This window comes from Moraxella sp. Pampa, assembly GCF_035181385.1.
Taxonomy (GTDB): Bacteria; Pseudomonadota; Gammaproteobacteria; order Pseudomonadales; family Moraxellaceae; genus Moraxella.
Genome location: NZ_JAXCJK010000001.1, coordinates 392,730 through 418,622 on the forward strand (window position 1 = coordinate 392,730; position 25,893 = coordinate 418,622).

Sequence of the window (25,893 nt, forward strand, 5' to 3'; positions counted from 1 at the left end):
ACATCAACTTTGATTTATGAACACACTCTTTTGATGGCATTAGATCACTTGTATTTAGCAGATGGTACATTTGCCATACTTTAAATGGTCAGCCATGACTCTACGCTTTTATCCTCAAATAAAGCCAGTTGCTCGGCATCGGTCTTAGACGCATAAGTCACACACACCGTACCCATAGGGCAACAACAACACGCCAACACCTCATCATCATCAAGCATGGCAATCGGCGTACGCACCATTTTTAAGGCACCAGTTTTAGCAGTAACTCGCATCTTGCATGAGCCACAATACCCCTGCTGACATTCAAAACGCACCAGCTCATGCTCTGTACGCCTCATACCTTCTAATAGCGTCTCATTATCATGCAAATAAAAACGCATCTCGTCAGTGAATACCCAACCCATATCAACCCTGCTTTTTGCACAATGTTCAATGATTTGATAGTTGCATTACCATTCATACACAGCGATTGTTAACAATCACTTTATAGCTCAAAATCATCTAAATCCACATCATCTAAATCGGAGTCAATTTGACCAACCAAATAGGTGGTAATTTCTGTCTCTTGTGGGGCAACTTGCACATTATCTGACGACAACCACGCATTAATCCAAGGAATCGGATTGGATTTGGTATCAAAAATTGTCGGCAAACCAATCGCTGCCATGCGTGTATTGGTAATAAACTCAACATATTGGCATAAGATGTCTTTATTCAACCCAATCATCGAACCATCTTTAAATAGATATTCTGCCCATGCCTTTTCTTGGTCAGCGGCACTTTTAAAAATCTCTATCGCCTCTGCCTCACACTCTTTGGCAATCTCAAGCATTTCAGGATCATCACGACCTGTACGCATCAGATTAATCATGTGCTGTGTACCATTAAGATGCAGTGCCTCATCACGAGCAATCATCTTTATGATTTTGGCATTACCCTCCATGACTTTGCGTTCAGCAAAAGCGAATGAACAAGCAAAAGACACATAAAAGCGAATCGCCTCTAACACATTGACCGCCACAATGCACAAATACAACTTTTTCTTCAAATCTTTTAGCGATACATGTATGCTCTCACCACACACCGTATAAAGCCCTTCTCCATGCAAATCGTACAACTGTGCCGCACAGTGTAGCTCATCATAATAGCGTGCAATGTCGCTGGCACGCTCTAAGATATGCTCATTATCAATAATGTCATCAAAAATCTTAGCAGGGTCGTTGACGACATTACGGATAATGTGCGTATAGCTACGAGAGTGAATGGTTTCAGAAAAGCTCCAAGTTTCAATCCAAGTTTCAAGCTCAGGGATAGAAACTAGGGGTAATAGCACCACATTTGGGCTACGACCTTGAATGCTATCAAGCAGGGTTTGATATTTTAGATTTGATAAAAAAATATGCTGTTCATGAACAGACAATTCAGCAAAGTCAATACGATCACGACTCACATCAATTTCCTCTGGTCGCCAAAAAAATGACAACTGCTTTTCAATCAACTGCTCAAAAATTGGGTGTTTTTGTTGGTCATAACGAGACACATTGACAGGTTGCCCAAAGAACATGGGTTCTTTTAAAACATCGTTTTTAGTTTGGCAAAAAATTGAATAATGCATGAGTGATTTCCAAATGACTTTAAAATGATTTCAGACGAAGCAAATTAATATAACAACATATGGTATATTATTTTATTAATTACACATTATATAGTGTTAAATTTCGGATAATTTTAGCATATTTTTTTTAATTTCGCATGGTTTTTTTAATAATAAATCTCAATAAACTCATGAGCGGATTTTCTTTGCACCAAAGACATGGGTCAGCAAAGAAGCCATGACCACCACAATCCCCAGCCAGTGCCAAGCGGTTAATTGCTCAGCCATAAACAACATACCTGCCAATAGTGCCACCACAGGCACAAAAAGTGCAAGGGGCGTTACCTGACTGGCAGGATAGCGTAGCAGTAAGTAGCCCCAGCCACCATAACCCAAAAGGCTTGCAACATAAGCCAAATACAGTATGCTTAGCCAACCCAGTGGTTTTAAATTGGCAATCTGCACGCCCACGCCATCGGCACCATACAGACACAACGAGCCAGCAGTAAACGCCACAAATGTCGATAGGTTGCCCCAAACAACAAGCGATATTGGATTGATATTACCCAATTTCTTGACGACAATATTACCCAGTGCCCACGAAAACGACCCTGCCATCACGACAAAAAGCCCAATAACCGCCATGTCGCCTTGAAATTGCCCCACACCAATCAAAAACAGGCCCACTGCCGCAATCATCATGGCAAAAAAATGATGGCGACGCACCCCTTCTTTAAAAACCAATGCCGCCAAAATCACCGTAAAGGACACCTGACTTTGATGCACAAGGGCAGCAAGCCCTGTTGGCACACCCATAGACAATGCCAAAAACATAAAAGCAAATTGCCCAAAGCTAATCGTCAATCCGTACAGTATCAGCCATCGCCACAGCAAAGGGGGACGAGCCAAAAAGAAAATGGCAGGCAAAAGTAAAAAGGCAAATCTAAGCATGCCCAGCACCATCGGCGACACATCAAACAGAGCAATCTTCATAAAAATAAAATTAATGCCCCATATCAATATCACCGCAATTGCAATTAACCAGTCCTTGTTAGCCATATTTCCTACTTTTTGGATTCAGTGAGTTTTTTAGTGATGTCCGCCTTCCATCTGATTTAAAAGCTTAAAAGCAGGTTCGTGGTTCTTGGCAGATTGTCGCAACCAATCTTTTGCCAAATTCTCATCCTTTGCAACCCCCTCACCTTTTAGATAACAAAGTGCCAATTGGTATATGGCAGGCTCAAAGCCCAAATCGGCAGCTTCTTTAAAATAAGAAAACGCCCTCACCAAATCCTGTGCCACACCATCACCATGCTGATAACACACCGCCAATTGATACTTAGCTTCCAAAATACCACTCGTTGCCGCTTTTTCAAAATAAGCCATCGCCTTAGCATCATCTTGAGATACGCCACGCCCCATACGGTAAAGATTGCCCAAATTCAAATACGACAAAACAAAACCCTGACCAGCCGCTCTCTCATACCAATCGACCGCCAAACGATCATCTGCTGGCACACCCACACCGTGTTCATACATCAAAGCAATGTTATGGCAAGATTCAGCATAATCCTGATCAGCGGCTTTTTTATACCAGTCAAACGCCACTTGATGGTTTTGGATAACCCCAAAGCCATGATAGTACATGACACCCAAGTTGTGGCAGGCCTTAACATCGCCTTGATTGGCGGCTTTTAAAAAAAGCTCATGCCCTTTTTGATGGTCTTGTCGCACTCCAAGCCCATTGCAGTGCATGACCGCCAAACTACGCTGTGCATCTGCCAGACCAAGCACCGCCGCTTCAAGTAATAATGTTACTGCCGCTTCATGCTCACCGTCTTGGTGTCGTTGTGTGGCCTGCTCATACAGTGCATTTGCTTTTTGCAAGTCGGTATCATCATGCTTGGTTGGTTTGATGATGTCTGCAATGGAATCATTTTGTTTTGTTTTGAATAATTTATCTAAAAAGCCCATGGGTTAGTTCTGCTTTGCACTCAAAAGACATCATTATACTTGAAAAATTGATTGGACAATTGATAAAAATAATTCATCAAAAACCAAAAACAACCATCAAGCAACTATAAACTATCCAAACCACGCTGTAAATCCTTGATAATATCGTCCACATTTTCAAGCCCCACCGACAAGCGGATAAGTCCGTCATTCACGCCTGCGTCCACTCGTTGCTCTGGTGTCATTCTAAAATGCGTGGTGGTGGCAGGGTGGGTGATGGTGGTTTTGGCATCGCCTAAGTTATTGGTAATGCTAATCATTTTGGTGCTGTCAATGATGTGCCACGCACTTTGTTGGCTGTCCACTTCAAAGCCGATAATCGCCCCAAACGCACCGCCTACCACTGGCAAATGACTGTGTTGGCGTTTGGCAAGTTCGTGGCTTCTGTGCTCTTTTAGCCCTGAAAAATGCACTTTGCTAACTTTGGGGTGATTGACCAAAAATTTGGCGACTTGATTGGCGTTTTCACAATGCACTTTCATTCTCAGCGACAAGGTTTCTAGCCCCTTTAACAACACCCACGCATTAAAGGGCGACAAGCTAATACCGCCTGTGCGAATGACCGTGAACGCCTTTTCCATAAGCTCATTTGAGCCAACCAATGCACCGCCCAGCACTCGCCCTTGACCGTCAATGTATTTGCTTGCTGAATGAATGACGATATCCGCCCCCAAATCTAAGGGCTTTTGGATAGCAGGGGTGGCAAAGCAGTTATCTACAATGAGCAAAGCCCCCTTGTCGTGAGCGATTTTGGCAATCGCACCAATATCGGCAATTTGTGCCAAAGGATTGCTTGGGCTTTCTAGGTAGCAAACTTTGGTATTGTCTTGAATGGCGTTTTGCCAAGCGGTATTGTCAAAGCAGTCCACATAAGACACATCAACGCCAAAGGCTTTAAAATAAGTGTCAAACAACGCCACCGATGAGCCAAATAATTGCTTGGCACACAATAAATGGTCGCCTGCCTTTAAATACGCCAAGCACATTGTCAAAATCGCCCCCATACCGCTGGCGGTTGCCACACAGCGTTCGCCGTTTTCTAATAACGCCAGCCGTCTTTCAAAGGCTCGCACGGTGGGGTTGGTATGACGGCTATATACATTGCCTTTTTTGGTGCCGTTAAAGTGGTCAAAGGCGTCTTGGGCGTTTTGATAGACATAGCTACTGGTGGTAAAAATCGCTTCACTATGCTCGCCTTCGTCCGTGCGATGATAACCGCCACGCACGGCAAGCGTTTGCATCGCAAAGTCAAGGCTTGGGTCTAGGCAGTCAGATTGCCAGTTTAAATCCAATTTGTGGTCAAAGTTGCTCATATTTTTTACCTTAATCATATCTAATGACACTTAAGTTGCGTTGATTTATTTTGTCTAATTGCGTTTTAGACCATCTCTTATGATATCACAAATTCAATCATGAGGTTTTTCTAATTGACATAAAAGCATCATATATACAACAAAAAAGACGGCACTTTTACCGTCTTTTTTTGAACACCGCCATTCATCAGTCATCAATGAATGACAACCAGTGCTTATACTTGTCATTACGACCTTGTACCACATCAAAATAAAGACTTTGAAGCTGTTCGGTAATTTCACCACGAGAGCCATTACCAATCACACGGTCATCATATTCACGGATTGGCGTCACTTCCGCCGCCGTACCTGTCATAAAAATCTCGTCAGCAAGATAAAATTCATCACGAGTAATGCGACGCTCAACCACCTTAATGCCCAAGTCATGGGCAAACTCAATCATCGTACGGCGTGTAATGCCATCAAGTGCACCACCTGCCAAATCTGGGGTATGCAATTCACCATTTTTGACCAAAAACAGATTTTCTCCAGAACCTTGACAGACATAGCCCAACGGGTCCATCAAGATGGCTTCATCATAGCCTGCCTTGGTGGCCTCTTGATTGGCCAAAATAGATACAGGGTAATTGGCGGCTGCTTTTGCTTTACACATCGTTACATTTGGGTGGTGGTGCGTATAGCTGGAAGTTTTTGCACGGATACCATTTTTAATGCCATCTTCGCCAAGATACGCACCCCAATGCCACGCTGCTACTGCTGCATGAATGGTGTTATCCTTGGCGGCTATACCAAGCTTTTCAGAACCCACCCAAATGAGCGGACGAATGTAGGCAGATGCCAAGCCACTTTCACGCACCACATCTTTTTGGGCTTGCACCAGTGTCTTGTGATCATAAGGTACATTTAATTGAAAAATTTTTGCCGAATTTAATAGGCGTTCGGTATGCTCATGCAGACGAAAAATTGCCGTGCGACCATCTGGCGTCTCATAAGCACGCACCCCCTCAAATACCGCCAAACCATAGTGCAAGCTGTGCGTCAAGACATGAACTTTGGCTTGTGATTGCTCAATGATTGTACCATCTAGCCATAATTTACCAGGATTGGTTGCCATATTCATAGCTATTCCTTAAAGTTTATTATAAATAAAAATAGAAAAATAAAAGAAATAAAATATTGTCAGATGATTATAGCTACCCTTAATAGGTTTTGCAATGATTTTTAGAAAAAATTCAGCTTTTTATCATGACTTTTTCAAGATTTACCCTTACAATATTCCCTTTATCCCAAACCAAAAATGAATGACCATTTTTATGTCAAGCTTCAATCAGGCGAAGACACGCCGCTTACCCTATATTTCTTATGAAGAACAACAACGCATCACCAGAGTGTGTGTGCGTTGTGCGTTATTGTTCATGCAATATGGTGGCGAATCAGCGGTGGTAGTTGATTTGACCAAACGACTTGGCAGATCACTTGGTGTGAGCGGTGTTGAATGCGCCCTATCCTTTAATGCCATCACCTTGACAACACTGTACAATGGACGCTGCATCACAACCGTAAGAAACACCATTCATCAAGGCATTAATGTGAGCATTTTAGTGCAGATTCAGCAGATTGTCATGCACGCCGAAACCACCACCAAAAACGAGCAACTGATTGATGAAGTTGAAATTCAATTTGACAACATTAATCGTACCACTTATTCCAATCATCTGATGTCTTTGTTTGTTGGTTTATCTTGTGCGTGTTTTGCCTACTTAAATGGTGGCAACTTCATCATCGCCATCATTACGCTGATTGCAGGGTTTTGTGCCATGCGAACACGCTTATATCTATCAACACATCATTTTAATCCATTTGTGGTAGTGATTATTACCGCATTTGTCGCAACAGTCTTGGGGGCATCTGCATATTTTTTGGATTTAAATGGTCTGGTAACATTGGGTGATACCGCCGACATTGCAGTAGCATCAAGCGTGCTACTACTTGTACCCAGCTTTCCAATCATCAATGCCTTATCTGACATTCTTAAAGGGTATATCAATATGGGTTTGGGTCGCTGGGTATTTGCCACCATGCTGACCCTGTCTGCTTGCGTAGGCATTGTTACCGCACTTATTTTACTACAAATTCCACATTGGGGGTTGTGATGTGGTTGATTTACGATGTTTTGTTATCCTCTGTCATTACGCTTGGTTGGTGCTTAATGTTTGCCCTACCAAGTCGCTATATCATATATTGCCTTATCATGACATCACTGGGTTTTGGCACAAAAACCCTCATGGTTAATCATGGCGTACATTTGGCGGTGGCGACTTTTTTTGGTGCCATGCTAGCAAGCTTTTTGGGCGTATGGTTTGCCCAAAGATTTCGTCTGCCCCCAAAAGCACTCATCGTACCTAGCGTGATTTGTCTCATGCCTGGCATTGCCGCCTACAAGGCGATGGTCAGTATGGTGCAGATTGGTTATTTTGGTTTTAATATGACGCTATTCACCACCATGATGTCTTATTTTTTTGATGCAACTTTTGTCATTTCTGCACTGGTGCTGGGCTTATCCATTCCAGGGATTTTATTTTATCGCAAAAGACCCATTGTCTAATCCCATAAATACCCAACTTATCTTAAACAAGACATATGATAAAAACATAAAAAAAACGCCCAACAAATATGGGCGTTTTTTTGATGATGAGATGATTAAGGGTGATTGGCAGACTTAGTAACATTCGGCACAGGCTGTACCTCTTGATTCTTTGGTAATGATGTCTCATTAACCGCTTGTGCCTGTTTTTGCTCATTGGTTGCCAATTTGTTGACAAGCATGGCTTGGCGTTGCTGATTGATGTTGGCAATTTGTTCGGTGGTCAAAGTTGCACCGCCACCCAATGCTCGATACAGCTCAATTTGACTGAGTATTTTTTGCAATTGTAAATCCAAAATGCTTTGTTGATTGGTAAATAAAGAACGCTCGGCATCAAGCACATTCAGATAATCGTCCAAACCCGAACGAAATCGTGCATGGGCAATCTGGTAGCTTTGCTGATAATTTTGTTGTAGCTTATACTGCGATTCTAGTTGCTGACCAAGCGTAGCACGAGATGCCAACACATCATTGACTTCTTTAAAGGCGGTTTGAATGGCTTTTTCATAAGAAACAAGTGCATTTTTTTGTGCAATTTGTGCCATCTCATGGTTAGAACGGCGTACACCTGCATCAAAAATTGGTAAATTAATTGCAGGCCCCACCGACCAACCAAAGGCAGTAGATTGTAGTAAATTGGTCAGACTAGATGAGCTAAAACCTAAATTGCCAGACAGGCTAATTGACGGAAAATAGGCAGCACGAGCGACATTGATATTTGCCCCTGCTGCTTTTAAAGTATGCTCAGCTTGCATGATGTCAGGTCGGTAATACAAAAGCTCACTTGGCAGACCTGTACTAAATAATGCCTGCGTGGTGATGTGATGCACCGCCATGTCTGGCATCAATTCATTGGGAATTGGCATGCCTAACAGCACTTGCAAAGCATTGCGTGCTTTCAAGATGCCTGTATCGGCTTGATAAATCACCAATTTTGTTGCCTCTAATGACGCTTCGGCTTGTAGGCTTGGCAAAATAGCATCAATACCAGCCTCAAAACGCTTTTTGGTAATGCCAAGTGAATGTTCACGAGTTTTTAGCGTCTCAATGGCAAGCTGTCGCTGAGCCAAAGCGTAGCTTAGATTAACATAGCTTTGAGCAATGCTGGCGATGAGTGAAATTTGTACCGTGTCTTTGGCAGCATTGCTCGCCAAATACTGATGCAAAGCTGCCTCTTTGGCATTAGCAATTTTGCCCCATAAATCCAGCTCATAACTTGCCATGGCCAGACCCACGCTATAACCAGCACTTGGATTACGGTTTACCTGATTAGGAAGACTTGCTCGGCCAGACACTCCCAATCTTGGCATAGTGTCAGCAGATTTGATTTGGTACTGTGCCTGAGCATTTTGGATAGCAAGCACAGCTTTTTGCAGGTCTTTATTGTTATTTAGACCAATCTCAATCAGCGACTTTAATTTATCATCAACATAAAAATCTTGCCAACGCATTGCTGCCAGACTTGGCGTCTCAATGCTACTGACAGTGTCATTATCCAAAACCCGATAGGCCGTATCCATTGCCACATTTGGCTTGGCAAGCATGATTTGATTTGACTTAGACATTGTACTGCACGCTGAAACTGCCAATGCCAGCGATGAGAATGCCAATAAGCGAATTGTGTTAGTTTTTTTCATAAAATCTCCTTGTCTTTATTATTGACCATCAACTTTGGTGGTTTTGATTGGGAATAAAGAACGCACCCAAATATAAAACATTGGAATAAATAGCACACCCAAGAAAGTTGCCGCAATCACGCCACCAAGTACGCTTGTACCAACAGCATTTTGACTGCCAGAGCCTGCACCCGTAGCGATGGCTAGTGGCACAACACCCATACCAAAGGCAAGTGATGTCATGATGATTGGGCGTAAACGCTGACGAGCAGCCTGCATGACAGCCTGCTTTAAACCATGCCCTGCTTCTTGTAGCTCTTTGGCAACTTCAACAATCAAGATGGCGTTTTTGGCCGACAGTCCAATCACCGTCAATAGACCAACTTGTAAATACACATCATTATCAAGACCACGAAGCCATGTAAAGACAATCGCCCCCAGCACACCCAATGGCACAACAAGCATCACCGAAAACGGAATCAGCCAGCTTTCATACAATGCTGCCAAACACAAGAACACCACAAAAATAGAAATGGCGTACAATAGCAGTGCTTGCGAGCCTGATTGTTGCTCTTGCAAGGTCAAACCTGTCCATTCAAAACCAATACCATCAGGCAACTGACTGGCAATTTCCTCCATTGCAGCCACCGCCTCACCATTAGATTTGCCTATCGCTGACGACCCCTGAATGCCCATACTTGGCAAGCCATTATATCGATTCAAAGTTGGCGGACCATAAGTCCATTCACTTGTTGAGAAGGCATCAAAACCAATCATATTGCCGCTACTATTACGCACATACCATTTACCAATGTCCTCAGGTGTGGTGCGTGAGCTTGGCTCACCTTGCATATACACAGATTTTATACGGCCACGATCCACAAAATCGCCAATCTTGGCCGAGCCCCATGCTGTTGAGATGGTGCGGTTGATATCGCCAATGGACAAGCCATAAGCCAACGCTTGGGCATGATTGACATTCACTTTTAATTGCGGTGCATCTTCTTGACCACTTGGACGCACGCCCGCCAAAATCTCTGGCTTTTGTGATGCCATGCCAAGTAGCATATTGCGAGCTTCCAACAGTGCAACATGACCCACACCCCCTGTATCTTGAAGCTGAAAATCAAAACCGCTAGAATTACCCAAACCTTGAATAGATGGGGGTGCCAGTGTATAAACATTGGCTTTGTTGTACTGAGTCATAAAATACCCCATCGCTCTACCAGCCACGCTCTTTGCATCAGAGTTAGGTGCTTTACGCTCACCCCAGTCTTTTAAACGAATGAACGCCATGCCAGTATTTTGACCCTGCCCCATAAAGCTAAATCCAGTAATAGTAAATACAGACTCAACATTATCTTTTTCTTGACTGTTAAAATAAGCCTCAACATCATCAAGTACCGCTTGGGTGTCTTTGATGGTTGAACCCACGGGGGTTTGTACCACAGTAAATAACACGCCTTGATCTTCATCTGGAACAAACGATGTTGGCAAACGCATGAACAACAAACCAAGCACCACGATGATCAGTGCATAAATAACCCCAAAAAGCCATTTCGCCTTAAAAGTTTTGCCAATAAAATTTTCATACCTAGCACTCATCATACCAAACATACGATTAAACCAACCAAAAAATCCAGTTTGTTGATTGATGCTTTTGGGTGGTTGGCGTTTTAAAATGGTAACGCATAACGCAGGGGTAAATATGAGCGCGACAATCGCCGACAAACTCATCGCTGCAATCAAAGTAACGGCAAACTGACGATAAATCACGCCCGTTGAACCACCCATAAACACCATGGGTACAAAGACTGCTGACAAAATCAAGGCAATACCAATCAATACTTTGCTGATCTCGCCCATTGATTGAATGGTGGCGTCCTTGACCGACAAGTTAGGATTCTGCGCTAAAATACGCTCAACATTCTCTACAACAACAATCGCATCATCCACCAACAGACCGATAGCAAGCACAAGTGCAAACATGGTTAAAATATTAATGCTAAAACCCGTCGCATAAAGCACCGCAAATGTTCCCAAAATAACAACAGGCACAGCAAGTGTTGGAATGATGGTCGCACGCCAATTTTGCAAAAATAAGAACATTACCAAAAAAACCAAGATGATCGCCTCTGCCAATGTCTTGACAACCTGATTGATAGACAAATGCACAAAAGGCGTGGTATCGTATGGCACAACAGCCGTCAGCCCTTTTGGGTAGTTTTTGGCAAGCTGGTCAAGCCTGTCTTGCACCGCTTGGCGTACCTCCAAGGCATTAGCACCTGAGGCAAGCATGATCGCCAGACCTGCCGCCTGTTTGCCATTATACAGTGAGTTAAAGCCGTAGCTTTGTGAACCCAATTCAACATTGGCAACATCTTTTAGGCGAACCTGAGCACCGCCAGCATCAGTTTTGATGAGAATTTCTGCAAACTCCTCGGCACTTTGCAGATAGCTTTGCACCGTAATTGTCGCATTGATCACCTGTCTTTTTTCATCAGATGGTACTGTCGCCAACTGCCCTGCTGAGACTTGGGCATTTTGTGCAGAAACAGCAGCAATGATGTCAGATGGCATTAATGAATAAGCACGCAATTTTTCTGGATCAAGCCAGATACGCATTGCGTACTTAGAACCAAAAACATTAACGCCACCCACACCATTGACACGGCTGATTTGCTCAACAATGTTTGAGTTAAGATAGTCAGCAATGTCCGTTTTATCCATGCTTCCATCTTCAGAAACATACGCCACAACCATCAAAAATGATGACGACGATTTATTAACCGTCAAACCCTGTCGCTGTACCACTTCTGGTAATGATGCGGTCGCTGATTGCAGTTTGTTTTGTACTTGTATCTGAGCAACATCTGGATCTGTACCGCTTTCAAAAGTAATTTGAACCGAGGCCAAGCCTTGTGATGATGAGCTTGATGACATATACATCATGCCATCTAAGCCTGTCATTTGTTGTTCGATGACCTGCGTTACTGAGTTTTCTACTGTTTGGGCATCTGCACCTGGATATATGGCACTGACAGTTACAGTTGGTGGTGCAATTTGAGGATACTGGGAGATTGGCAGTTTTAACACCGCAAGCACGCCAACAAGCATGATTAAGATAGCAATCACCCATGCAAAAATTGGTCGTTTGATAAAATATTTAGACATAAATGCTCCTATTTTTTCTTAGGCGCATCAACAGCGTCTTTCATCGGTTCGTCAGTTTGTCTTTTTTGATCCAAGGTAGGTGCCATCACACTATTTTGACCTTGAGGGTTTGCTTGCATCATTGTACTTTGTAAAGCAGTTGGGGTGTTGGCATTTTGTCCAGATGGTAGGTATGGACGAGTCTCAACCACTTGATCTGGACGAACTTTTGCCCCACCAACAATCACAACCGTATCTCCGTCTTGCAAGCCATCAGTAACAACCCATTGTCCATTAAATGTACCCGCTGTTGTTATCGCACGGACTTCAATTTTCTTTTGGGCATTAACAACATACGCTTGCATTTCGCCTTTTGGCGTACGAATGATGGCACTTTGTGGTAATAGTGCAGCATTACTGACAGCAGACTGTGCTAAGTTAGCATTGACATACATTCCTGGAATGAGCACGCCATCTGGATTTGGAAATACTGCACGAATTTTAACCGTACCTGTAGCCTCATCAATACTGACATCAGACAGTATGAGATGACCGATGATTGGATAAGCCTGACCATCTTCTAAGATGATTTGAACCTCAGGACCACCCTCAACCGCCCTACCTTCGGTGATTTGCTGGCGTAGGCGAAGCAACTCAGAAGATGATTGACTGATGTCCACATAAACATAATCGGTGCGAGAGATGGTTGCCAATGCATTACTCTGATTGGCAGAAACTAATGCACCACCAGTTACCGCAGAAATGCCAATCCGACCACTGATTGGTGCCTTAACAATGGTACGACTATAATCCAATTCGCTTGCACCTAGGCTGGCTCTTGCACTGTTAATGGCAGCATCTGCACTGTTAATACTTGCGTTAGCCTGAGCGACGGTCGCTTTTGCCGCCTCAACATTAGCTTCCGCGGTACGCAACGAGGTTATGGCTTGGTCGTAAGATTGCTGAGAAATCGCATTCACCTCCACCAACCCTTGAAGCCTTGCCAAATCAGCTTTTGCCTGAGCTAAAACCGCTTGTTGTGCCATCAAGGTTGCTTGTGCTTGTGAATACACAGCACGAGCATTTTGAGCGGCTGCCTGAGCACTGGCAACCGATGCCCTGCCCGACTCAATGGCACTGACATAACTGTCTGTATTGATGCGGTAAAGTGGCTGGCCTGCACGCACAAAACTGCCTTCATGAAATAACACTTCATCAATAATACCCGTAACCTGCGGGCGTACTTCAGAAGTCTCAACAGCAGTCACTCGACCAGAAAATGTCTTATTAACAGGAATAACACCCAAAGCTACTTTTTGTACATCAACAACCACTGATGGCATTTGCTGATGAGCCACCTCCTGTTTTGCTTGGTCAGACTGACCACAAGCTGTCATCAACGCCATACCAGCAAATATTGCAACAATCGTTACTACACGCAAGTTTTGTTTCATAAACACCTTATTTTTTAGTTCATTCATCACATTTATTAATAAAAAGCTTAATTAACTGGTTTTAATTTTATTAATATAGTTTTACGGCTTTGGTTTTTAATTGGTTACAAAATGATCACCGCAAGTAAGTAAGCAGAAAAGCAAAACCCTAAAACCACGCAAAACCCTTAGTTATTATACTTTAAAAAATACACAAAATTTGAATTTTATTTAGTTTTTAGCCAAAAATCCATGTTGTATTTTTAGCCAAAATGTGTACAAAACAGATATTTTTTGATTGGCTTTAGGTAAAATTTGGCAATTTGTATCGAATTTTAATTTTTTTAATAAAACTACTTGCATTTTTGAAAAAAAATGCTAGAATATCGCCTTATTAAACAGGCTGGATGGCAGAGTGGTCATGCAGCGGACTGCAACTCCGTGTACGCCGGTTCGATTCCGACTCCAGCCTCCATAATTTTTTAAGACCATCTGCCCGGGTGGTGAAATTGGTAGACACAAGGGATTTAAAATCCCTCGCTCTTACGAGCGTGCCGGTTCGAGTCCGGCTCCGGGCACCATTATTTTGCTTTAAACCCCTGATTATTCAGGGTTTTTTGTTGTCTCAACGGTTACAATTAATCACCAAGACAAAGGTCGCACCTTGTCCTTATCCGCCAACTTCTCCCACACTTGTTCATTGACAGTGATTTGGCTGTTTTGATAATAAGCATTAAATCCACCCTCTTTGACAAAGTTTAATGTCAGAGCTGACCTTTAAGCTGGAATTTGTTAAAGCCACAAGCGAATCTCGTCAGTTTAAGGGGATCATCTCAAAGCTTGCCTTGGATAACGAAGACACGCAAGAAAAAACTGCGTAAAACAGGCACCATCTCCATCACAGGCGATGTGACGGTGATTGGTGGCTGATTCTACCTAAAACAAAACCCCAAACTCTGCAAAGTTTGGGGTTTTGCTTATTAAAAACCCCACCTTGTAAAGTGGGTTTTTAAAAAATTTAAAATTAATTTGTATTGAAATTTTTAATAACTTTATAAGTAATTGTTTGGTTATTAGCATCTATAACTTCAAGCAACGCTCCTTTATAACCAATCTGCTTTGATTCTGATAAATCGTACTCAACATCATTATTAAATGCAGGGCGAGCCATATCGCTACTAAACTCACGATAAGCAATATTGATTTTATTGCCGACCTTGCCATTATAAATCAAGGTCTGTTGGAAACTATTGCTGTTTGCCGTCACCCAGTTTTTCTTTTCAAAATTTATTCCTGCACGACAATTTACAGCACCACCCATCAAATTAACAGCACAAACAGAATTATCTGATTTTTTGATTGCAAAACCTGTGGGAATTTCCATGTTTAACACATCTAAGTATTTACCTGCCCCAGAATCATTAGTCTGGCGGTAAAACTCATGCTCGCCATCTTCACTATGCTTGGCAAAATAGCCTTGACGAATAACTGAGCCTAATATAAATTTCTGGTCTGTCGCAAAATAGACGGCTTGGCGTTCTGTCATTAACCCTTGTACCAACAATTTATCGCCAATATTTGCAGTATTGGTGCTATTTATTGGGGGTTCACTAATTTTTTGTTGTGTTGGTTGGTATATAGTTTTTGGTGTAGAAGCACAACCAGTTATCGCCAAACACAATATAGCTAAGAAAGTAAAATTTTTCACAACACATATCCATTTAGTTAAAAAAACTTTACTATACACCAACAAAAACCAAATAATTGTAAAATTATGTAACTAATTATCTTTGTCTTGCAATTTCCCCCACGCATCAAGCCAAATATCATCAAGGGCGAACACCGCGGCATCAAGCAACCATCTAGGCACATAGTAGCGATAATGTTCGCATACATCGCTAATATCCCGTACACTCAAGGGTAATGCTATGCCGTCAATATAGCGCCTTTGCCTGTTAGCTAACACAAATATCTGTATGCAATTATCACTGATTAAATCGCCCGCCACTTCATTTGGCAATGCCATGCCAAGTCGCTTGTAAATCTCTTTTCGCTTGGCGTTTAGCTTTACTTCTTGGGTTTGCCACTTGTAGCGGTCGATGGCTTTTTTACGACTTCAGCCGTCATCTTTTTGTATTCAAGGCGACCAACGAAGAAAGCACCTAGAACAGCATCAACTAATTCGCCACGTTCTTTAGGTGGCAGGCTATTGATTAGCAAGATGAAGTTATCACCGTTGATAGGTAGTGGTTTATCGTCTGAATCGACCACATTCCATTTATCGATAGCGTATTCTCCAACAATGAATAGCCATGTTGTGTCTTTTGATAACCCTTGATTGTTCCGTCTTAAATCATCTAGTGCGAGGCGCTCAATGTTCGGAGTTTGCATCTTATCGATGGCACTTTCTAACGCCTCATCCCTTTCAAGTTTGATTGTTAATTCAATGCCGCCAATGCTTACCTCTTTTGTAATCTTTTCAAGGTTGGGTTTTTTCAAAATATCTAGTTTAAAAGTCATTTTGTTGATCCTTACAATTTAATAGCCGTGATAATGGCAGGTAAAGCAAAAAGCAACAAACCGAATGCCGCTAATCCCACCAAGATTAAGAAGCGTTTCATTTCCATTTTTGCCACCATTAGAAAAGCCCCTGCATTGCAAGGGCTGTTATTGTTACGCTGTAGTGTGTCGCTCAATGATTGGGCTTTCGTCAACCACGGTGTAATTAACGTCAACTGTTACCAAATCCTTTCCGCTTGGGCTTGGGATTTCGCCCGATACTTGAAATTTAGGGATTTTAATCACATAACGCTTGTCGTCCGCGAATTTGATGGGGATTTCAAGGCTTAGCGTCTTGCCTGTTAGCTGATTAGTGATGATGTCGTGCGCCTTTTGGCTATATGCGATTGTCATACTACCGCTGATGTTAGCAAGCATAGCAAGAACATTACCGCCATAGATATTCTCGCCCAAGCATTTTTGTACTTCGGTTTGGTTGTCAATATCAAGACTAAACGATTCCACGCACACATCAAGCTTAGTGCCGTCCACTTTGATTTCACCGATTGATAGACCGCTGGCTTTGGCGGTATCGGGTGTTGGCGCGGGGGTTTTGGCGAACGACTCTGTTTTACTTTCTTGATAGCCGATACCCGTCATGCCAAATTTAACTTTGATAAGGCTTGACGTGTCAACCGTTAGCCCAAAACTTGACACAACACACCCCAAAAAGGCGTGATTGACGTTAATGTCGGTAAAGTCCTTGCTAATGGCAAACTGGTGTTTGGTTGTGCCAATGCTTAGTGTTTTTGGCGATGCACGACCCGACCAATCATTCCAAAAAGCACCTGCCAATAAGTCATCATAAGCCTCAAACATCATCTCTGTTTCAATATCGCCTTGCACGGTTGCAGATGTTACCATGCCTGCCTTGCCGACACGTCCGCCTGATAGCATTTCACTATTTGTCAGCTCGGTAGATACGGTTAGTCCGTTTGTGATGTTGGGTAAGATTCTCCACCCTGTAAGGGGTAATGTTTTATCGCTTTGTTTTGCGTATGCTGATACGACACGAGCACCACTTGACATAGTTTTTACTCCAATAAAAAAAGCCCCTTAAGGGCGGTTGAAAGGTAGTTGGGGTTGCATTTGCTGTTGTACCGACAAAATAGCGCCGTTTAGGTCGTCTCGTCTCTTTTTCCAATCGGATAGACCTTTACCGCACAAACTGGCAAATGCCTGTTCACGCTCTTTTAAGTCGCTAAGCAAGGCGTGTTGTTGCATTAGCTCCATCGTCTCACTTTGTAGCAATGAGCGAGCGTAGAAAAATGCTTGAACCAATGCTTTTTTAAAGGCAATCACTTTGGGGCTGTTTCGCATAAGGGTCATTAAAAACGTGGCTTGCTGTTCGTTAAGTTCAAAATACGGCACATCACCACCACCGTGCTGACCTTTCAATCTTGGTTGGATTTTAAATCCGACCTTGCCAAATTCTGCAAAATCAGGCATATAGGAACGCACCAATTTAATTACGTTTTCATGCTTAACGCCTAAACCCTGTGCGATTTGCAGGGTTGTTGTTTTTGGCTGACCATCATCAACCATGACCAATTCATTCATATTCACTCCGAACATAAAAAATTCTTGCCACATAAAAAAATCCCCACAGATTGGCAAGATAATCTATGGGGAATGCCTTTAAAAAAATTAGTAGTGCCGATACGGCACACTCACATTGATTTGATAAATGCCATCGGTTGACGGCACAGTGATAATGCTAGGGGCTAGCAATTCCAACCGCTCTAGCTGTTTGGCTTTTAGGTGCTTGGCAAGGCTGTCGGCTTGTGTTTTGATTGCAACCGTGCCGCTATTCTCGGCTGTGAATAACTGCACAATCAGCGTGCCAACTTCAAGCACACACGGTTCATCGCTCACACTGTTAATGTGATTGATACCGCCAAGCACCGTTACACGCCCCCAAACGCCCTTTTTAGGCGGTTTAAGGTTTGCATTGTCCCTACCCATCAGGGCAGGGTCAAAATGCTCCCACCGTGCAATATGGCTCAATATAAGCCGTTCGATTGTTGTACTGTTCATGCTTACCCCATTCTTGCCATTGCGCTGTTATAAGCGTTTTGATATACACCTGTCGGGGCTTGCTTTGACCAGCCATTTTCAAGGCGGATTGAATAAGGCGAATTGGTTTGAATGTAGATTGTTGGATAGTTACCCTTAGCAATCCCCATAATCGCCTCAATGCCTGCACCTGTTTGTGCCATGCTGGGCTTGCCAATGCTAATGTGATGTGACCGCCTGTATGCGCCGGTATCGACAGGAGAGAGCGCAACCACGTTGTTATAACAATCGATGGCAAAGGTGCGATACTGCTTATCTAGCTCATCTGTGATTTGCTTGATAAAATCGCTAGGCGGTTTATCCCACTTCATGCCCATAGTTAAGCCCCCTTAGTTGCATTACCCACGTCACATTAGCAGGGTCTTTACTGACATTTAGCACACGCATGTCATTAATCACGTCATCAATCAATGGCGCTTCGTCCACTTCAGATTGTAAGCATGTTAATTTCACGTCATGCACGGCGACCGTCTGCCCGTCAATCTCATAAGCGTTATATGAGCCAAATACCCCACGCCCTTGATACGCTTTGTCTTTGCCTGTGTTATCGTTAATCACCCAATCATTCGCGCTGTGAACACGTCTAATCGCGGTAAACTCTGTCACGGCATCAGCTAAATCGGTATCAAACGCCTGACGGATTTCTTCGTTTATTTCATTTTTTAAGCTCATGCCCATCCTTTAGTAGCGAGATACCATCAAGTTAAGTCCGCCTTTGACAACAAAAGGTTTGATTAAATCAAGTGCCATCATCTCATACTCACTCATCGGCTGACCATCAACGCCTGTTGCATAGGTTTTTGATACCGATACATCGCCCGCTTTTGATGATTTAGACACAACCACGCCTTCGGTGCGTGCTTGGTATAGCTCGCCTGCCAGATATGCTTTGGCGATTAATCGCCCTGCTTGTTTGACATTGTCATGGTAGGGCTTTTGTATTTGATGGCGTGATAGCCAAGCATTGACCGCAAGTAGCGTGTCTTCATTGGCATCAGGCAAATTTAGTTCGTCTTGCGTCATAAATGCCCCATTATAAAACCCCCATAAGGTAAAGTTCTTATGGGGGTTTTGCGATTATTCCACTTTGCCAGTCTCAGATGTCGTGCCTGTCAAAGCTTCTGTTTTTTCTGGATTTTTAATGCCGTAATCGCCCCCACTTTTAGCGGTATCAGTCGCTTTCATTGCTCCTACCGTACTTTTTGAGTCGTCAAAGTAGTCTCTTTCTGATGGATAAGTGTAGTTAAAAGCGGGTTTTACTTTGTCTTTGGGTAGTCCCATCATTTACTCCTTATAGGTTGGTAATTAAAAAGCGGATTGGCGTTTGTTCTGGTGTTGCATCCAGTCGCCAGTTTGTGCCTGTTTGTAGGTCTGTCCAGCTTGCTGATAAGGCTTCATTCTTTGTACCGCCTGTCAATGCAGAATCTTCAGCAATAAAGCTAAACCCCTGTGGGTGGATTAACGCATGACGGCGTGTCCAAAGCGTGGTATGACCTGCACCATTACCTGTGTTCGCCGTGCGTTCAAGCTCCAAATCATCTTGACCTACCACCATGTCGGCAGCAAATGCCCCACGACCTAGCAAGTACGACACATATTTGGCGTTTTTGCCTGTGCCTATGATTGTGCCTTTGGTGGATTGAATGACCATACGACCGTTATAAGTCTCCACAGGCTTTAAATCATCAGCGGTGGTAACTTTCTCTACCAGTCTTTGCTTACGCATTTTGGTGGCAATGAGTGGATGAACAATCATGATGCCACGTCCTTGATACGCCTCATCAAGCGTGCCTTCGGCATCGATAAACGCATTCACATCAAAGCCACTGGTGTCATCAGCGGTGGTCTTTGAAATGTCATGGGTAAGCTTCTTGCCGTTGGTATGGTCATAGTTCATCAAACCAAACACGGTAGCAATGGCTCGGTTTTCCATTTGGGTCAGCCAAAATCCGTCTAACATTTTAGCAATCTCACTCAAAGGCGATTTGCCCGTTAAATAGTTCTCCAGTCGGCTCTCAATAAAGCCCTCGTTTAAAAAGGCGACACGACCTTTTGACTTACTTGCTTCAATACTTCTAGGCATGGCAATATCAGTCATGATGGTGTTGCCATAGTTGGCTTCAAGATTGCCATCAATGGGGTGGATAAATGGCACTTCAAAGGTTTTTGAACCGCTTGTCAGTAGTGGTCTTAGGCGACTATCTGACACAAAAGCTCCTGACTGATAAAACTTTGAACGCTGCAGGTTGTCTTTAACTTGATAAGACAACACCACATTTTTGTTAAAAATTTCTCTTAATTTGGGCATGATTACTCCATGAATAATTGATTGAATAAAGTTGGGTTGTTTTGAGCCAAAGCGACTCGCTCGGCTTCCGTATAATCTTGGGCTTGTTTTTGACTTTGACCTGTTGCCCCTGTGCCACTAGCCCTTGTGCCGTCAATCAAACTGTCAAACTTACCCCCATCTTTGAACTCTTTTACTAAATCGTCCAATGTAGAAATGGTCAAATTACCATTGCCATCTGTTACTTTAACTTCGCCATTGTCGCAAGTTAAGCGTTTTTCAATCAGCATTTGCAAGATTTCTTGATTATGGGCATTGGTGGATAACTGGCTGGCAATTTTCAATGATTGTGATTTGATTAAATCATGGTTGCGTTCGGCTGTCATATCACTCATCTGTTTTTCAAGATTTGCAATTTTATCTTGATAGCTTTTTTCTAAGGTTTCAAAATCGCCTTTTTTGCGTGCTAACTCTTCTGCCTGTTTGTCTTTTTCGGCTTGTTCGGCTTTGCGTTTTTCGGTTTCTGCCTTTTTTTCGCCAAGTAGCGTTTCGTTGTGCTTTCGCAAACGCTCAATTTCAGCTTTTAATGTTTCAAGCTCGTTGTTGTTGGTGTTGGTGTTTTCGTTGTTTTGTTCGGTCATGGTTACTACCTTTGGTTGTGCCGTTACAAACGGCGGACAATAAAAAACCCCTTGCAGTTGCAGGGGGCTTAAAAGTTTATGAGTTAAAGTATGATTTTATGCACCATTAAAACGGTCATCTTGCTTGATTTTTTTAATCAAGCCAGTCTTAGGAATTTCGTCAAGGTCAGCTTTAATAATTTCATTGGCAATAAAATTAAAGTCATCTTTGGATAAATCTTGCAAGGCGATAAACCCAAAAAACTTCTCTTCATTATCAAAATCTTGCATCATTTCACTATCTTGCCCAAATTTTTTAATCAGACTTGGGCGGATTTCATTTAACACTTGATTTGCAAAACTTTTACTACCAAAATTATTGCCATCACTTATCATAATCATCGCTAAACTCCCTAATAATTAGGATTTTCTTTTGTTGTTCTTGTGATAATGATAGCACAAAACCCATGACTTTTTCCAGTCGCTCTTTGTCAAACTTGCGTACATCAAGTGGCACAATATCAGATTTTTCAATATGTCCAATAATGTTTGCTTTTTGACGCTCCCACGCCTTTTCAGACTTTGTGATACTATGTAAATAGGCTTTTATATCCACATCGCTACCAATTGCATACATCATATCAAGCGTTTGCCATTCTTTAACAGGCAAGTCATTATCCTTTTTGGCAAAGTCTGGTGGATTGCCTGTCGGATTGGCTTTGTGATAACGGTCATCATATCGCACCAAATAAATGCCAAAATACTGTTGCAATAAATCAGCAAGCTCGGCTTCGGCAGGTCGTGGTGTTTTTGGTTTTTCACCACGCTTAACAGGCTCATTTTGCAGTCTGATAACTTCGCTTTGCCGTGGTTGCAAATTACCAAAACTCACCGTCTGATAACTTGGCTTTTGTGTCGTGCGTTCTGCAATTACCATTTCATCAAGCGTTAAAGGCTCAAAACTTCTATCAAGCCCAAGCTGTTTAAATTTATCCGCCGTCATACCGTCTGACAAAAAAGTTTGGGCTTTTTTCTTACCCAAAACCGATTGAATGTAGGCTTTATCTTGTTTTTTAAGCCACTCATAATAGCTGACATTTTCGGTTACGCCAAATTCAGACGCTCTATTTTTGGGGCTTTCGTAGCCGTCAAAAACAATCTCAAAACTTGACCGACAGTTAAAATGGTAAGGCGGATATTTCGCCTTGTCAATCGGCATAAAAGTGTGGTCTAAATGGCGACAAATAGAACTGGTTCGGCTATCCAATGTGGCATTTATCCGAATGCCTTTGATAATATCACGGTTTTGGTTGATAAATTCTTGCTTAGCTTCACTTGCCATAATCGCTGTGCCTGTGCGAGCGATAGCGTGGGCATTTCTTGTTGTTGTACGCAAAATGCCATCTTGATAACGATTAGCACGGCTACCACGAATCAGCTGTACAAGTTTATCATTGGTTAAACCCTCGCTGTGCGCCAAGCGAATGGCGCGGATAATGCGTTCGCTTTCATTTTTGCCAAATGATTTCGTTAGTTCATCTAATGTTATGCCCACATTGGTGGTGATGTTTATTTGTAGATTTCAATAAATTGGGCGGTTGTCAATAGACACAAAAAACCCCAAAAACCGTTATTTTATTGGGTTTTTGGGGTTATTTTGGATTTTTTGAAATGCTTTGAAAAAGCAAAATGGTACCAGTGGTCGGACTCGAACCGACACGCTTTTAAAGGCAACGGATTTTGAATCCGTCATGTCTACCAATTTCATCACACTGGCATGAGTGGTTAAGTTTCTAACTTATGGATGCGTATTATATAGATTTTTAATATTGTGTCAAGCATTTTTTTATTAAAAATTTATGAATTTTTAAAATTCTGTAAAACTGCTGGGAAAATCAAACGGTCAGCTATTGCTTTTGTGCTGGAATAATTTTTACTTCCAATACATAATTCATGATACTAGGCTTACGCTCAAAACTGTCATATTCTAACCGAATGACATGACGACCATTTGCTACCACCAAATAATCACCATTGGCGAAATCATGATAATAAGGAATGTCCAAAAAGGGTTTCATGCGAGTATCTGATACCGACACACCAACCACTTCGCCCACATTTGGGTAGATGAAGTAATCGCAAGTATTACCCAAAATCTGCTCTTGGCGAGATACGATTGTCCTATCAATGCGTTTTTGTACCAACTTTGGACATTCATCTTGCACATTGATGGGGCCTTGTGTCAAACTTTCACGCCTAACTAGCTCATCTACAATCATCATAGACTTACCCGCCCTTTCTACCCCCCCTGCCCTGGTGATACAGTGTCGTCGCAACCAGTAATCACTGTAAAAAGCCCAAAGAATCCCACCCATTTTGAGCGACACGCCATCATATGTCAAATACCTTTTAAAAAGTCGCTCACACACACATTTAAAGACCTAGATGCCACCGTATCAATAACTTGCATGCGTGCCTGCGAATCAATCGCTGCGTGTCCAAGCTCAGTTAGTGTAACGCTCTTTGAGGCTTGTTTAGAAACACAATCGCAGATTTTATTTTCCAAGCTCGCTTTTTGGCCTTTGCTCATCAGCATTGATGCAGTTTGATAAATATGGTTAGCATTCAATTCGTTATGACACCGCTTATCCACCACCGCTTTAACGATATTCATGCTAATAGTATTTGATGGACTGTGTACTGTTTGCGGACCAGTGGTGGTACAGCCCAATAAGGCAATTGTAAATAACCATGCAATTACCCAGCATTTTTCTTTCATAATAATCCTAACATAATAATCCTAAATTGCATTAAAACCATGCTTAAATCAAACATCAATGATATCATCAAATGCGGCATTCAAAACATTCGCCAAGTCAATTGGGTTGATGCCAACATCTAATCCTCGCCTAGCACCGCTGACATACATTTTAACCAAACTTTTGGCTGTGCCATCTATCACGGTTGGTAGTTTTTTCTTCTGTCCGATTGGACTAATACCGCCCACCACATAGCCTGTGATGCGTTCAGCACTTGACACATCTGCCATTCTTAATTTTTTGGCACCCACCGCTTTGGCAAATTTGCCCAAATTAAGCTGATACGCCACAGGTAACACCGCCACAAAGTAGCTTTTACCATCGGTGGCAAGCAAAGTTTTAAACACTTCTTGGTTGGTTAGACCCAATTTTTCTACCGCTTCATCGCCAAAATTGCTACAACTTGGGTCATGGTCATATTCGTGGATACTAAATGGTATTTTTTGCTTTTTTAATAAAGTAATCGCAGGAGTCATTATCATCACTCACTTTTTTAATTCATACATTTTTTGCATAGCATCATAAAAATCCACAACCAATGAGTCAAAAAACCACGCAAAAAGCTACTCAATTGGCATAATGGGCATGACCACATCGCCATTTTGACCACGATGACGCAGATAATGATCCAGTAAGACAATCGCCAGCATACTCTCAGCAATTGGCACAGCTCGCACACCCACACACGGATCGTGTCGCCCAAGGGTTCTGACATCGGTTGGGTTACCCTGAATGTCAATGGTTTTACCAGCTGTGGTGATGCTTGCTGTTGGTTTTAGGGCAATGGCAACTTTAATCGTCTGCCCGCTACTAATCCCACCTAAAATTCCGCCTGCATGATTGGCGTTAAAACCATCAGGAGTCAGCTCATCTCGGGCTTCGTGTCCGAATTGCTCAGCAACAGCAAAGCCATCACCAATTTCCACGCCCTTAACCGCATTAATGCTCATCATCGCATGGGCAATGTCTGCATCCAGACGGTCAAAAATAGGCTCACCCAAGCCCACAGGAACATTTTGGGCATAAATTTCCAGCCTTGCCCCACAGCTTGTGCCATTTTCACGCAATGATGTTACCAATTTTTCAAAGCGTGGTACCACTGTCTCATCACCACAAAAAAACGGATTGGTCTCTACAAGATTCCAATCTAGCTTGCTTGCTTTTTCGTTGCCAATTTGGGTAACGCAGCCTCTAATGACAATACCAAGCCGTTCTTTTAAGTATTTTTTGGCAATTGCCCCTGCCGCCACACGCATGGCCGTCTCTCGTGCAGAAGAACGACCGCCACCACGATAATCTCTAAAACCGTATTTCATCGTATAGGTATAATCGGCATGGTTGGGGCGAAAAGTCTTGGCGATATTACCATAATCTTTGGACTTTTGGTCTGTATTGCGAATGAGCAACCCAATTGGCGTGCCTGTCGTCCGCCCTTCAAAAACACCTGAAATGATTTCTACTTGATCATCTTCTTTTCGCTGAGTGGCAAATTTGGAAGTACCAGGTTTTCTGCGGTCAAGCTCAATTTGCAAATCCTCTTCTGTGAGTGGCAAATTAGGTGGAATGCCGTCCACAATTGCCATCAAACCCACACCGTGCGACTCACCACAAGTGGTTACACTAAATAACTTGCCAATAGTATTGCCTGACATTTTTTATTCCTTATTTAACAAAAGCCAGAAGAACCAGAAGAAAAGATGGTCAGTCGCCTTTCTTCAATTATTATTTTCAATCGTTCTTGACTTTGCGTTTGATAAAAACCAACC

General features: G+C 42.6%; 29 protein-coding genes and 3 tRNA genes. 4 read left to right on the forward strand and 28 right to left on the reverse strand.

Going from position 1 to position 25,893, the window contains the following annotated elements; all coding sequences use genetic code 11:
* Nucleotides 1-80: 80 nt before the first annotated feature.
* The 6 genes from R0123_RS01830 to R0123_RS01855 all read right to left on the reverse strand — a co-directional run bounded on the left by R0123_RS01830 (nucleotide 81) and on the right by R0123_RS01855 (nucleotide 6,040).
* On the reverse strand, nucleotides 81-404 hold the full coding sequence (locus R0123_RS01830; RefSeq protein ID WP_323842882.1) for a 2Fe-2S iron-sulfur cluster-binding protein: 324 nt from the start codon (nucleotides 402-404) through the stop codon (nucleotides 81-83).
* 80 nt (nucleotides 405-484) lie between these two features.
* Nucleotides 485-1,615, reverse strand: coding sequence for a class Ia ribonucleoside-diphosphate reductase subunit beta (nrdB, locus tag R0123_RS01835; RefSeq protein ID WP_323841554.1), 1,131 nt, complete (start codon nucleotides 1,613-1,615; stop codon nucleotides 485-487).
* Between the two features lie 168 nt (nucleotides 1,616-1,783).
* On the reverse strand, nucleotides 1,784-2,653 hold the full coding sequence (locus tag R0123_RS01840) for an EamA family transporter (protein ID WP_323842883.1): 870 nt from the start codon (nucleotides 2,651-2,653) through the stop codon (nucleotides 1,784-1,786).
* 30 nt (nucleotides 2,654-2,683) lie between these two features.
* Nucleotides 2,684-3,568 (reverse strand): tetratricopeptide repeat protein, encoded by an 885-nt coding sequence (locus R0123_RS01845; protein WP_323842884.1) that lies wholly within the window; start codon nucleotides 3,566-3,568, stop codon nucleotides 2,684-2,686.
* Nucleotides 3,569-3,672: 104 nt separating this feature from the next.
* The gene (locus R0123_RS01850; RefSeq protein WP_323842885.1) at nucleotides 3,673-4,920 is read right to left on the reverse strand and encodes an O-succinylhomoserine sulfhydrylase; all 1,248 of its coding nucleotides are present in this window, start codon (nucleotides 4,918-4,920) and stop codon (nucleotides 3,673-3,675) included.
* Nucleotides 4,921-5,107: 187 nt separating this feature from the next.
* Nucleotides 5,108-6,040, reverse strand: a complete 933-nt coding sequence (locus R0123_RS01855) for a branched-chain amino acid transaminase (protein WP_323842887.1) — start codon at nucleotides 6,038-6,040, stop codon at nucleotides 5,108-5,110.
* Between the two features lie 193 nt (nucleotides 6,041-6,233).
* On the opposite strand from R0123_RS01855, the gene R0123_RS01860 reads away from it, so the two are divergent.
* Together R0123_RS01860 and R0123_RS01865 are read left to right on the forward strand one after the other, a co-directional pair.
* A complete protein-coding gene (locus tag R0123_RS01860) occupies nucleotides 6,234-7,073 on the forward strand; it encodes a threonine/serine exporter family protein (RefSeq protein WP_323842888.1) in 840 nt (279 codons plus the stop codon).
* The gene (locus tag R0123_RS01865) at nucleotides 7,073-7,525 is read left to right on the forward strand and encodes a threonine/serine exporter family protein (RefSeq protein WP_323841560.1); all 453 of its coding nucleotides are present in this window, start codon (nucleotides 7,073-7,075) and stop codon (nucleotides 7,523-7,525) included. Before R0123_RS01860 ends, R0123_RS01865 begins: the two co-directional genes overlap by 1 nt.
* A gap of 95 nt (nucleotides 7,526-7,620) precedes the next feature.
* Here R0123_RS01865 and R0123_RS01870 read toward each other — a convergent pair whose 3' ends face one another.
* The 3 genes from R0123_RS01870 to R0123_RS01880 are packed head-to-tail and all read right to left on the reverse strand — an operon-like array spanning nucleotide 7,621 to nucleotide 13,787.
* Nucleotides 7,621-9,201 (reverse strand): efflux transporter outer membrane subunit, encoded by a 1,581-nt coding sequence (locus R0123_RS01870; protein ID WP_323842889.1) that lies wholly within the window; start codon nucleotides 9,199-9,201, stop codon nucleotides 7,621-7,623.
* A gap of 18 nt (nucleotides 9,202-9,219) precedes the next feature.
* Nucleotides 9,220-12,354 (reverse strand): efflux RND transporter permease subunit, encoded by a 3,135-nt coding sequence (locus R0123_RS01875; RefSeq protein WP_323842890.1) that lies wholly within the window; start codon nucleotides 12,352-12,354, stop codon nucleotides 9,220-9,222.
* An 8-nt stretch (nucleotides 12,355-12,362) separates the two neighbouring features.
* The gene (locus R0123_RS01880; protein ID WP_323841563.1) at nucleotides 12,363-13,787 is read right to left on the reverse strand and encodes an efflux RND transporter periplasmic adaptor subunit; all 1,425 of its coding nucleotides are present in this window, start codon (nucleotides 13,785-13,787) and stop codon (nucleotides 12,363-12,365) included.
* Between the two features lie 380 nt (nucleotides 13,788-14,167).
* Between R0123_RS01880 and R0123_RS01885 the strand changes: the two genes are divergently transcribed.
* Nucleotides 14,168-14,241, forward strand: a tRNA-Cys gene (locus R0123_RS01885).
* A gap of 19 nt (nucleotides 14,242-14,260) precedes the next feature.
* Nucleotides 14,261-14,347, forward strand: a tRNA-Leu gene (locus R0123_RS01890).
* A 443-nt stretch (nucleotides 14,348-14,790) separates the two neighbouring features.
* Here R0123_RS01890 and R0123_RS01895 read toward each other — a convergent pair.
* The 19 genes from R0123_RS01895 to aroC all read right to left on the reverse strand — a co-directional run bounded on the left by R0123_RS01895 (nucleotide 14,791) and on the right by aroC (nucleotide 25,779).
* Nucleotides 14,791-15,474: a hypothetical protein gene (locus R0123_RS01895; RefSeq protein ID WP_323842891.1), complete on the reverse strand. Its 684-nt coding sequence runs from the start codon at nucleotides 15,472-15,474 to the stop codon at nucleotides 14,791-14,793.
* 72 nt (nucleotides 15,475-15,546) lie between these two features.
* A complete protein-coding gene (locus tag R0123_RS01900) occupies nucleotides 15,547-15,792 on the reverse strand; it encodes a hypothetical protein (RefSeq protein ID WP_323842892.1) in 246 nt (81 codons plus the stop codon).
* 41 nt (nucleotides 15,793-15,833) lie between these two features.
* On the reverse strand, nucleotides 15,834-16,286 hold the full coding sequence (locus tag R0123_RS01905; protein ID WP_323842893.1) for a hypothetical protein: 453 nt from the start codon (nucleotides 16,284-16,286) through the stop codon (nucleotides 15,834-15,836).
* Nucleotides 16,287-16,439: 153 nt separating this feature from the next.
* Entirely contained in the window at nucleotides 16,440-17,354 is a 915-nt protein-coding gene (locus R0123_RS01910) for a phage tail tube protein (RefSeq protein ID WP_323842894.1), read from the reverse strand.
* 27 nt (nucleotides 17,355-17,381) lie between these two features.
* Entirely contained in the window at nucleotides 17,382-17,885 is a 504-nt protein-coding gene (locus R0123_RS01915) for a Rha family transcriptional regulator (RefSeq protein WP_323842895.1), read from the reverse strand.
* An 87-nt stretch (nucleotides 17,886-17,972) separates the two neighbouring features.
* Nucleotides 17,973-18,362, reverse strand: coding sequence for a phage tail terminator-like protein (locus R0123_RS01920; RefSeq protein ID WP_323842896.1), 390 nt, complete (start codon nucleotides 18,360-18,362; stop codon nucleotides 17,973-17,975).
* Nucleotides 18,363-18,364: 2 nt separating this feature from the next.
* Nucleotides 18,365-18,712: an HK97 gp10 family phage protein gene (locus R0123_RS01925; protein WP_323842897.1), complete on the reverse strand. Its 348-nt coding sequence runs from the start codon at nucleotides 18,710-18,712 to the stop codon at nucleotides 18,365-18,367.
* Nucleotides 18,699-19,007 (reverse strand): glutamate 5-kinase, encoded by a 309-nt coding sequence (locus R0123_RS01930; protein WP_323842516.1) that lies wholly within the window; start codon nucleotides 19,005-19,007, stop codon nucleotides 18,699-18,701. Before R0123_RS01930 ends, R0123_RS01925 begins: the two co-directional genes overlap by 14 nt.
* 75 nt (nucleotides 19,008-19,082) lie before the next feature.
* Complete coding sequence (locus R0123_RS01935; protein ID WP_323842517.1) at nucleotides 19,083-19,424, reverse strand: hypothetical protein; 342 nt, start codon at nucleotides 19,422-19,424, stop codon at nucleotides 19,083-19,085.
* 54 nt (nucleotides 19,425-19,478) lie between these two features.
* The gene (locus tag R0123_RS01940) at nucleotides 19,479-19,682 is read right to left on the reverse strand and encodes a hypothetical protein (protein ID WP_264676202.1); all 204 of its coding nucleotides are present in this window, start codon (nucleotides 19,680-19,682) and stop codon (nucleotides 19,479-19,481) included.
* Between the two features lie 10 nt (nucleotides 19,683-19,692).
* Nucleotides 19,693-20,709 (reverse strand): hypothetical protein, encoded by a 1,017-nt coding sequence (locus R0123_RS01945; RefSeq protein ID WP_323842898.1) that lies wholly within the window; start codon nucleotides 20,707-20,709, stop codon nucleotides 19,693-19,695.
* A 2-nt stretch (nucleotides 20,710-20,711) separates the two neighbouring features.
* Nucleotides 20,712-21,329 (reverse strand): hypothetical protein, encoded by a 618-nt coding sequence (locus R0123_RS01950; protein WP_323842899.1) that lies wholly within the window; start codon nucleotides 21,327-21,329, stop codon nucleotides 20,712-20,714.
* A gap of 96 nt (nucleotides 21,330-21,425) precedes the next feature.
* Nucleotides 21,426-21,710 (reverse strand): hypothetical protein, encoded by a 285-nt coding sequence (locus R0123_RS01955; RefSeq protein ID WP_323842520.1) that lies wholly within the window; start codon nucleotides 21,708-21,710, stop codon nucleotides 21,426-21,428.
* On the reverse strand, nucleotides 21,694-22,863 hold the full coding sequence (locus R0123_RS01960; protein ID WP_323842900.1) for a hypothetical protein: 1,170 nt from the start codon (nucleotides 22,861-22,863) through the stop codon (nucleotides 21,694-21,696). Before R0123_RS01960 ends, R0123_RS01955 begins: the two co-directional genes overlap by 17 nt.
* Before the next feature lie 135 nt (nucleotides 22,864-22,998).
* Nucleotides 22,999-23,085 (reverse strand) — tRNA-Leu (locus tag R0123_RS01965).
* A gap of 130 nt (nucleotides 23,086-23,215) precedes the next feature.
* Nucleotides 23,216-23,590, reverse strand: a complete 375-nt coding sequence (locus tag R0123_RS01970; protein WP_323842901.1) for a hypothetical protein — start codon at nucleotides 23,588-23,590, stop codon at nucleotides 23,216-23,218.
* A 116-nt stretch (nucleotides 23,591-23,706) separates the two neighbouring features.
* A complete protein-coding gene (locus R0123_RS01975) occupies nucleotides 23,707-24,087 on the reverse strand; it encodes a hypothetical protein (RefSeq protein WP_323842123.1) in 381 nt (126 codons plus the stop codon).
* A 48-nt stretch (nucleotides 24,088-24,135) separates the two neighbouring features.
* A complete protein-coding gene (gene ybaK / locus R0123_RS01980; RefSeq protein WP_323843228.1) occupies nucleotides 24,136-24,603 on the reverse strand; it encodes a Cys-tRNA(Pro) deacylase in 468 nt (155 codons plus the stop codon).
* Between the two features lie 87 nt (nucleotides 24,604-24,690).
* Entirely contained in the window at nucleotides 24,691-25,779 is a 1,089-nt protein-coding gene (aroC, locus tag R0123_RS01985; protein ID WP_323842124.1) for a chorismate synthase, read from the reverse strand.
* Between the last annotated feature and the right edge of the window lie 114 nt (nucleotides 25,780-25,893).

Coding starts and splice junctions, on each gene's coding strand:
- aroC (WP_323842124.1), bottom strand. CDS start 25,779: ATGTCAGGCAATACTATTGGCAAGTTATTTAGTGTAACCACTTGTGGT.
- R0123_RS01840 (WP_323842883.1), bottom strand. CDS start 2,653: ATGGCTAACAAGGACTGGTTAATTGCAATTGCGGTGATATTGATATGG.
- R0123_RS01925 (WP_323842897.1), bottom strand. CDS start 18,712: ATGAAGTGGGATAAACCGCCTAGCGATTTTATCAAGCAAATCACAGAT.
- R0123_RS01920 (WP_323842896.1), bottom strand. CDS start 18,362: ATGAACAGTACAACAATCGAACGGCTTATATTGAGCCATATTGCACGG.
- R0123_RS01870 (WP_323842889.1), bottom strand. CDS start 9,201: ATGAAAAAAACTAACACAATTCGCTTATTGGCATTCTCATCGCTGGCA.
- R0123_RS01845 (WP_323842884.1), bottom strand. CDS start 3,568: ATGGGCTTTTTAGATAAATTATTCAAAACAAAACAAAATGATTCCATT.
- R0123_RS01945 (WP_323842898.1), bottom strand. CDS start 20,709: ATGCCCAAATTAAGAGAAATTTTTAACAAAAATGTGGTGTTGTCTTAT.
- R0123_RS01875 (WP_323842890.1), bottom strand. CDS start 12,354: ATGTCTAAATATTTTATCAAACGACCAATTTTTGCATGGGTGATTGCT.
- R0123_RS01975 (WP_323842123.1), bottom strand. CDS start 24,087: ATGAAAGAAAAATGCTGGGTAATTGCATGGTTATTTACAATTGCCTTA.
- R0123_RS01950 (WP_323842899.1), bottom strand. CDS start 21,329: ATGACCGAACAAAACAACGAAAACACCAACACCAACAACAACGAGCTT.
- R0123_RS01910 (WP_323842894.1), bottom strand. CDS start 17,354: ATGTCAAGTGGTGCTCGTGTCGTATCAGCATACGCAAAACAAAGCGAT.
- R0123_RS01900 (WP_323842892.1), bottom strand. CDS start 15,792: ATGGCATTGCCAAATGAAGTGGCGGGCGATTTAATCAGTGATAATTGC.
- R0123_RS01850 (WP_323842885.1), bottom strand. CDS start 4,920: ATGAGCAACTTTGACCACAAATTGGATTTAAACTGGCAATCTGACTGC.
- R0123_RS01905 (WP_323842893.1), bottom strand. CDS start 16,286: ATGACTTTTAAACTAGATATTTTGAAAAAACCCAACCTTGAAAAGATT.
- R0123_RS01940 (WP_264676202.1), bottom strand. CDS start 19,682: ATGGGACTACCCAAAGACAAAGTAAAACCCGCTTTTAACTACACTTAT.
- R0123_RS01865 (WP_323841560.1), top strand. CDS start 7,073: ATGTGGTTGATTTACGATGTTTTGTTATCCTCTGTCATTACGCTTGGT.
- R0123_RS01830 (WP_323842882.1), bottom strand. CDS start 404: ATGGGTTGGGTATTCACTGACGAGATGCGTTTTTATTTGCATGATAAT.
- R0123_RS01915 (WP_323842895.1), bottom strand. CDS start 17,885: ATGAATGAATTGGTCATGGTTGATGATGGTCAGCCAAAAACAACAACC.
- R0123_RS01955 (WP_323842520.1), bottom strand. CDS start 21,710: ATGATTATGATAAGTGATGGCAATAATTTTGGTAGTAAAAGTTTTGCA.
- ybaK (WP_323843228.1), bottom strand. CDS start 24,603: ATGACTCCTGCGATTACTTTATTAAAAAAGCAAAAAATACCATTTAGT.
- R0123_RS01855 (WP_323842887.1), bottom strand. CDS start 6,040: ATGAATATGGCAACCAATCCTGGTAAATTATGGCTAGATGGTACAATC.
- R0123_RS01880 (WP_323841563.1), bottom strand. CDS start 13,787: ATGAAACAAAACTTGCGTGTAGTAACGATTGTTGCAATATTTGCTGGT.
- R0123_RS01970 (WP_323842901.1), bottom strand. CDS start 23,590: ATGATGATTGTAGATGAGCTAGTTAGGCGTGAAAGTTTGACACAAGGC.
- nrdB (WP_323841554.1), bottom strand. CDS start 1,615: ATGCATTATTCAATTTTTTGCCAAACTAAAAACGATGTTTTAAAAGAA.
- R0123_RS01935 (WP_323842517.1), bottom strand. CDS start 19,424: ATGACGCAAGACGAACTAAATTTGCCTGATGCCAATGAAGACACGCTA.
- R0123_RS01860 (WP_323842888.1), top strand. CDS start 6,234: ATGTCAAGCTTCAATCAGGCGAAGACACGCCGCTTACCCTATATTTCT.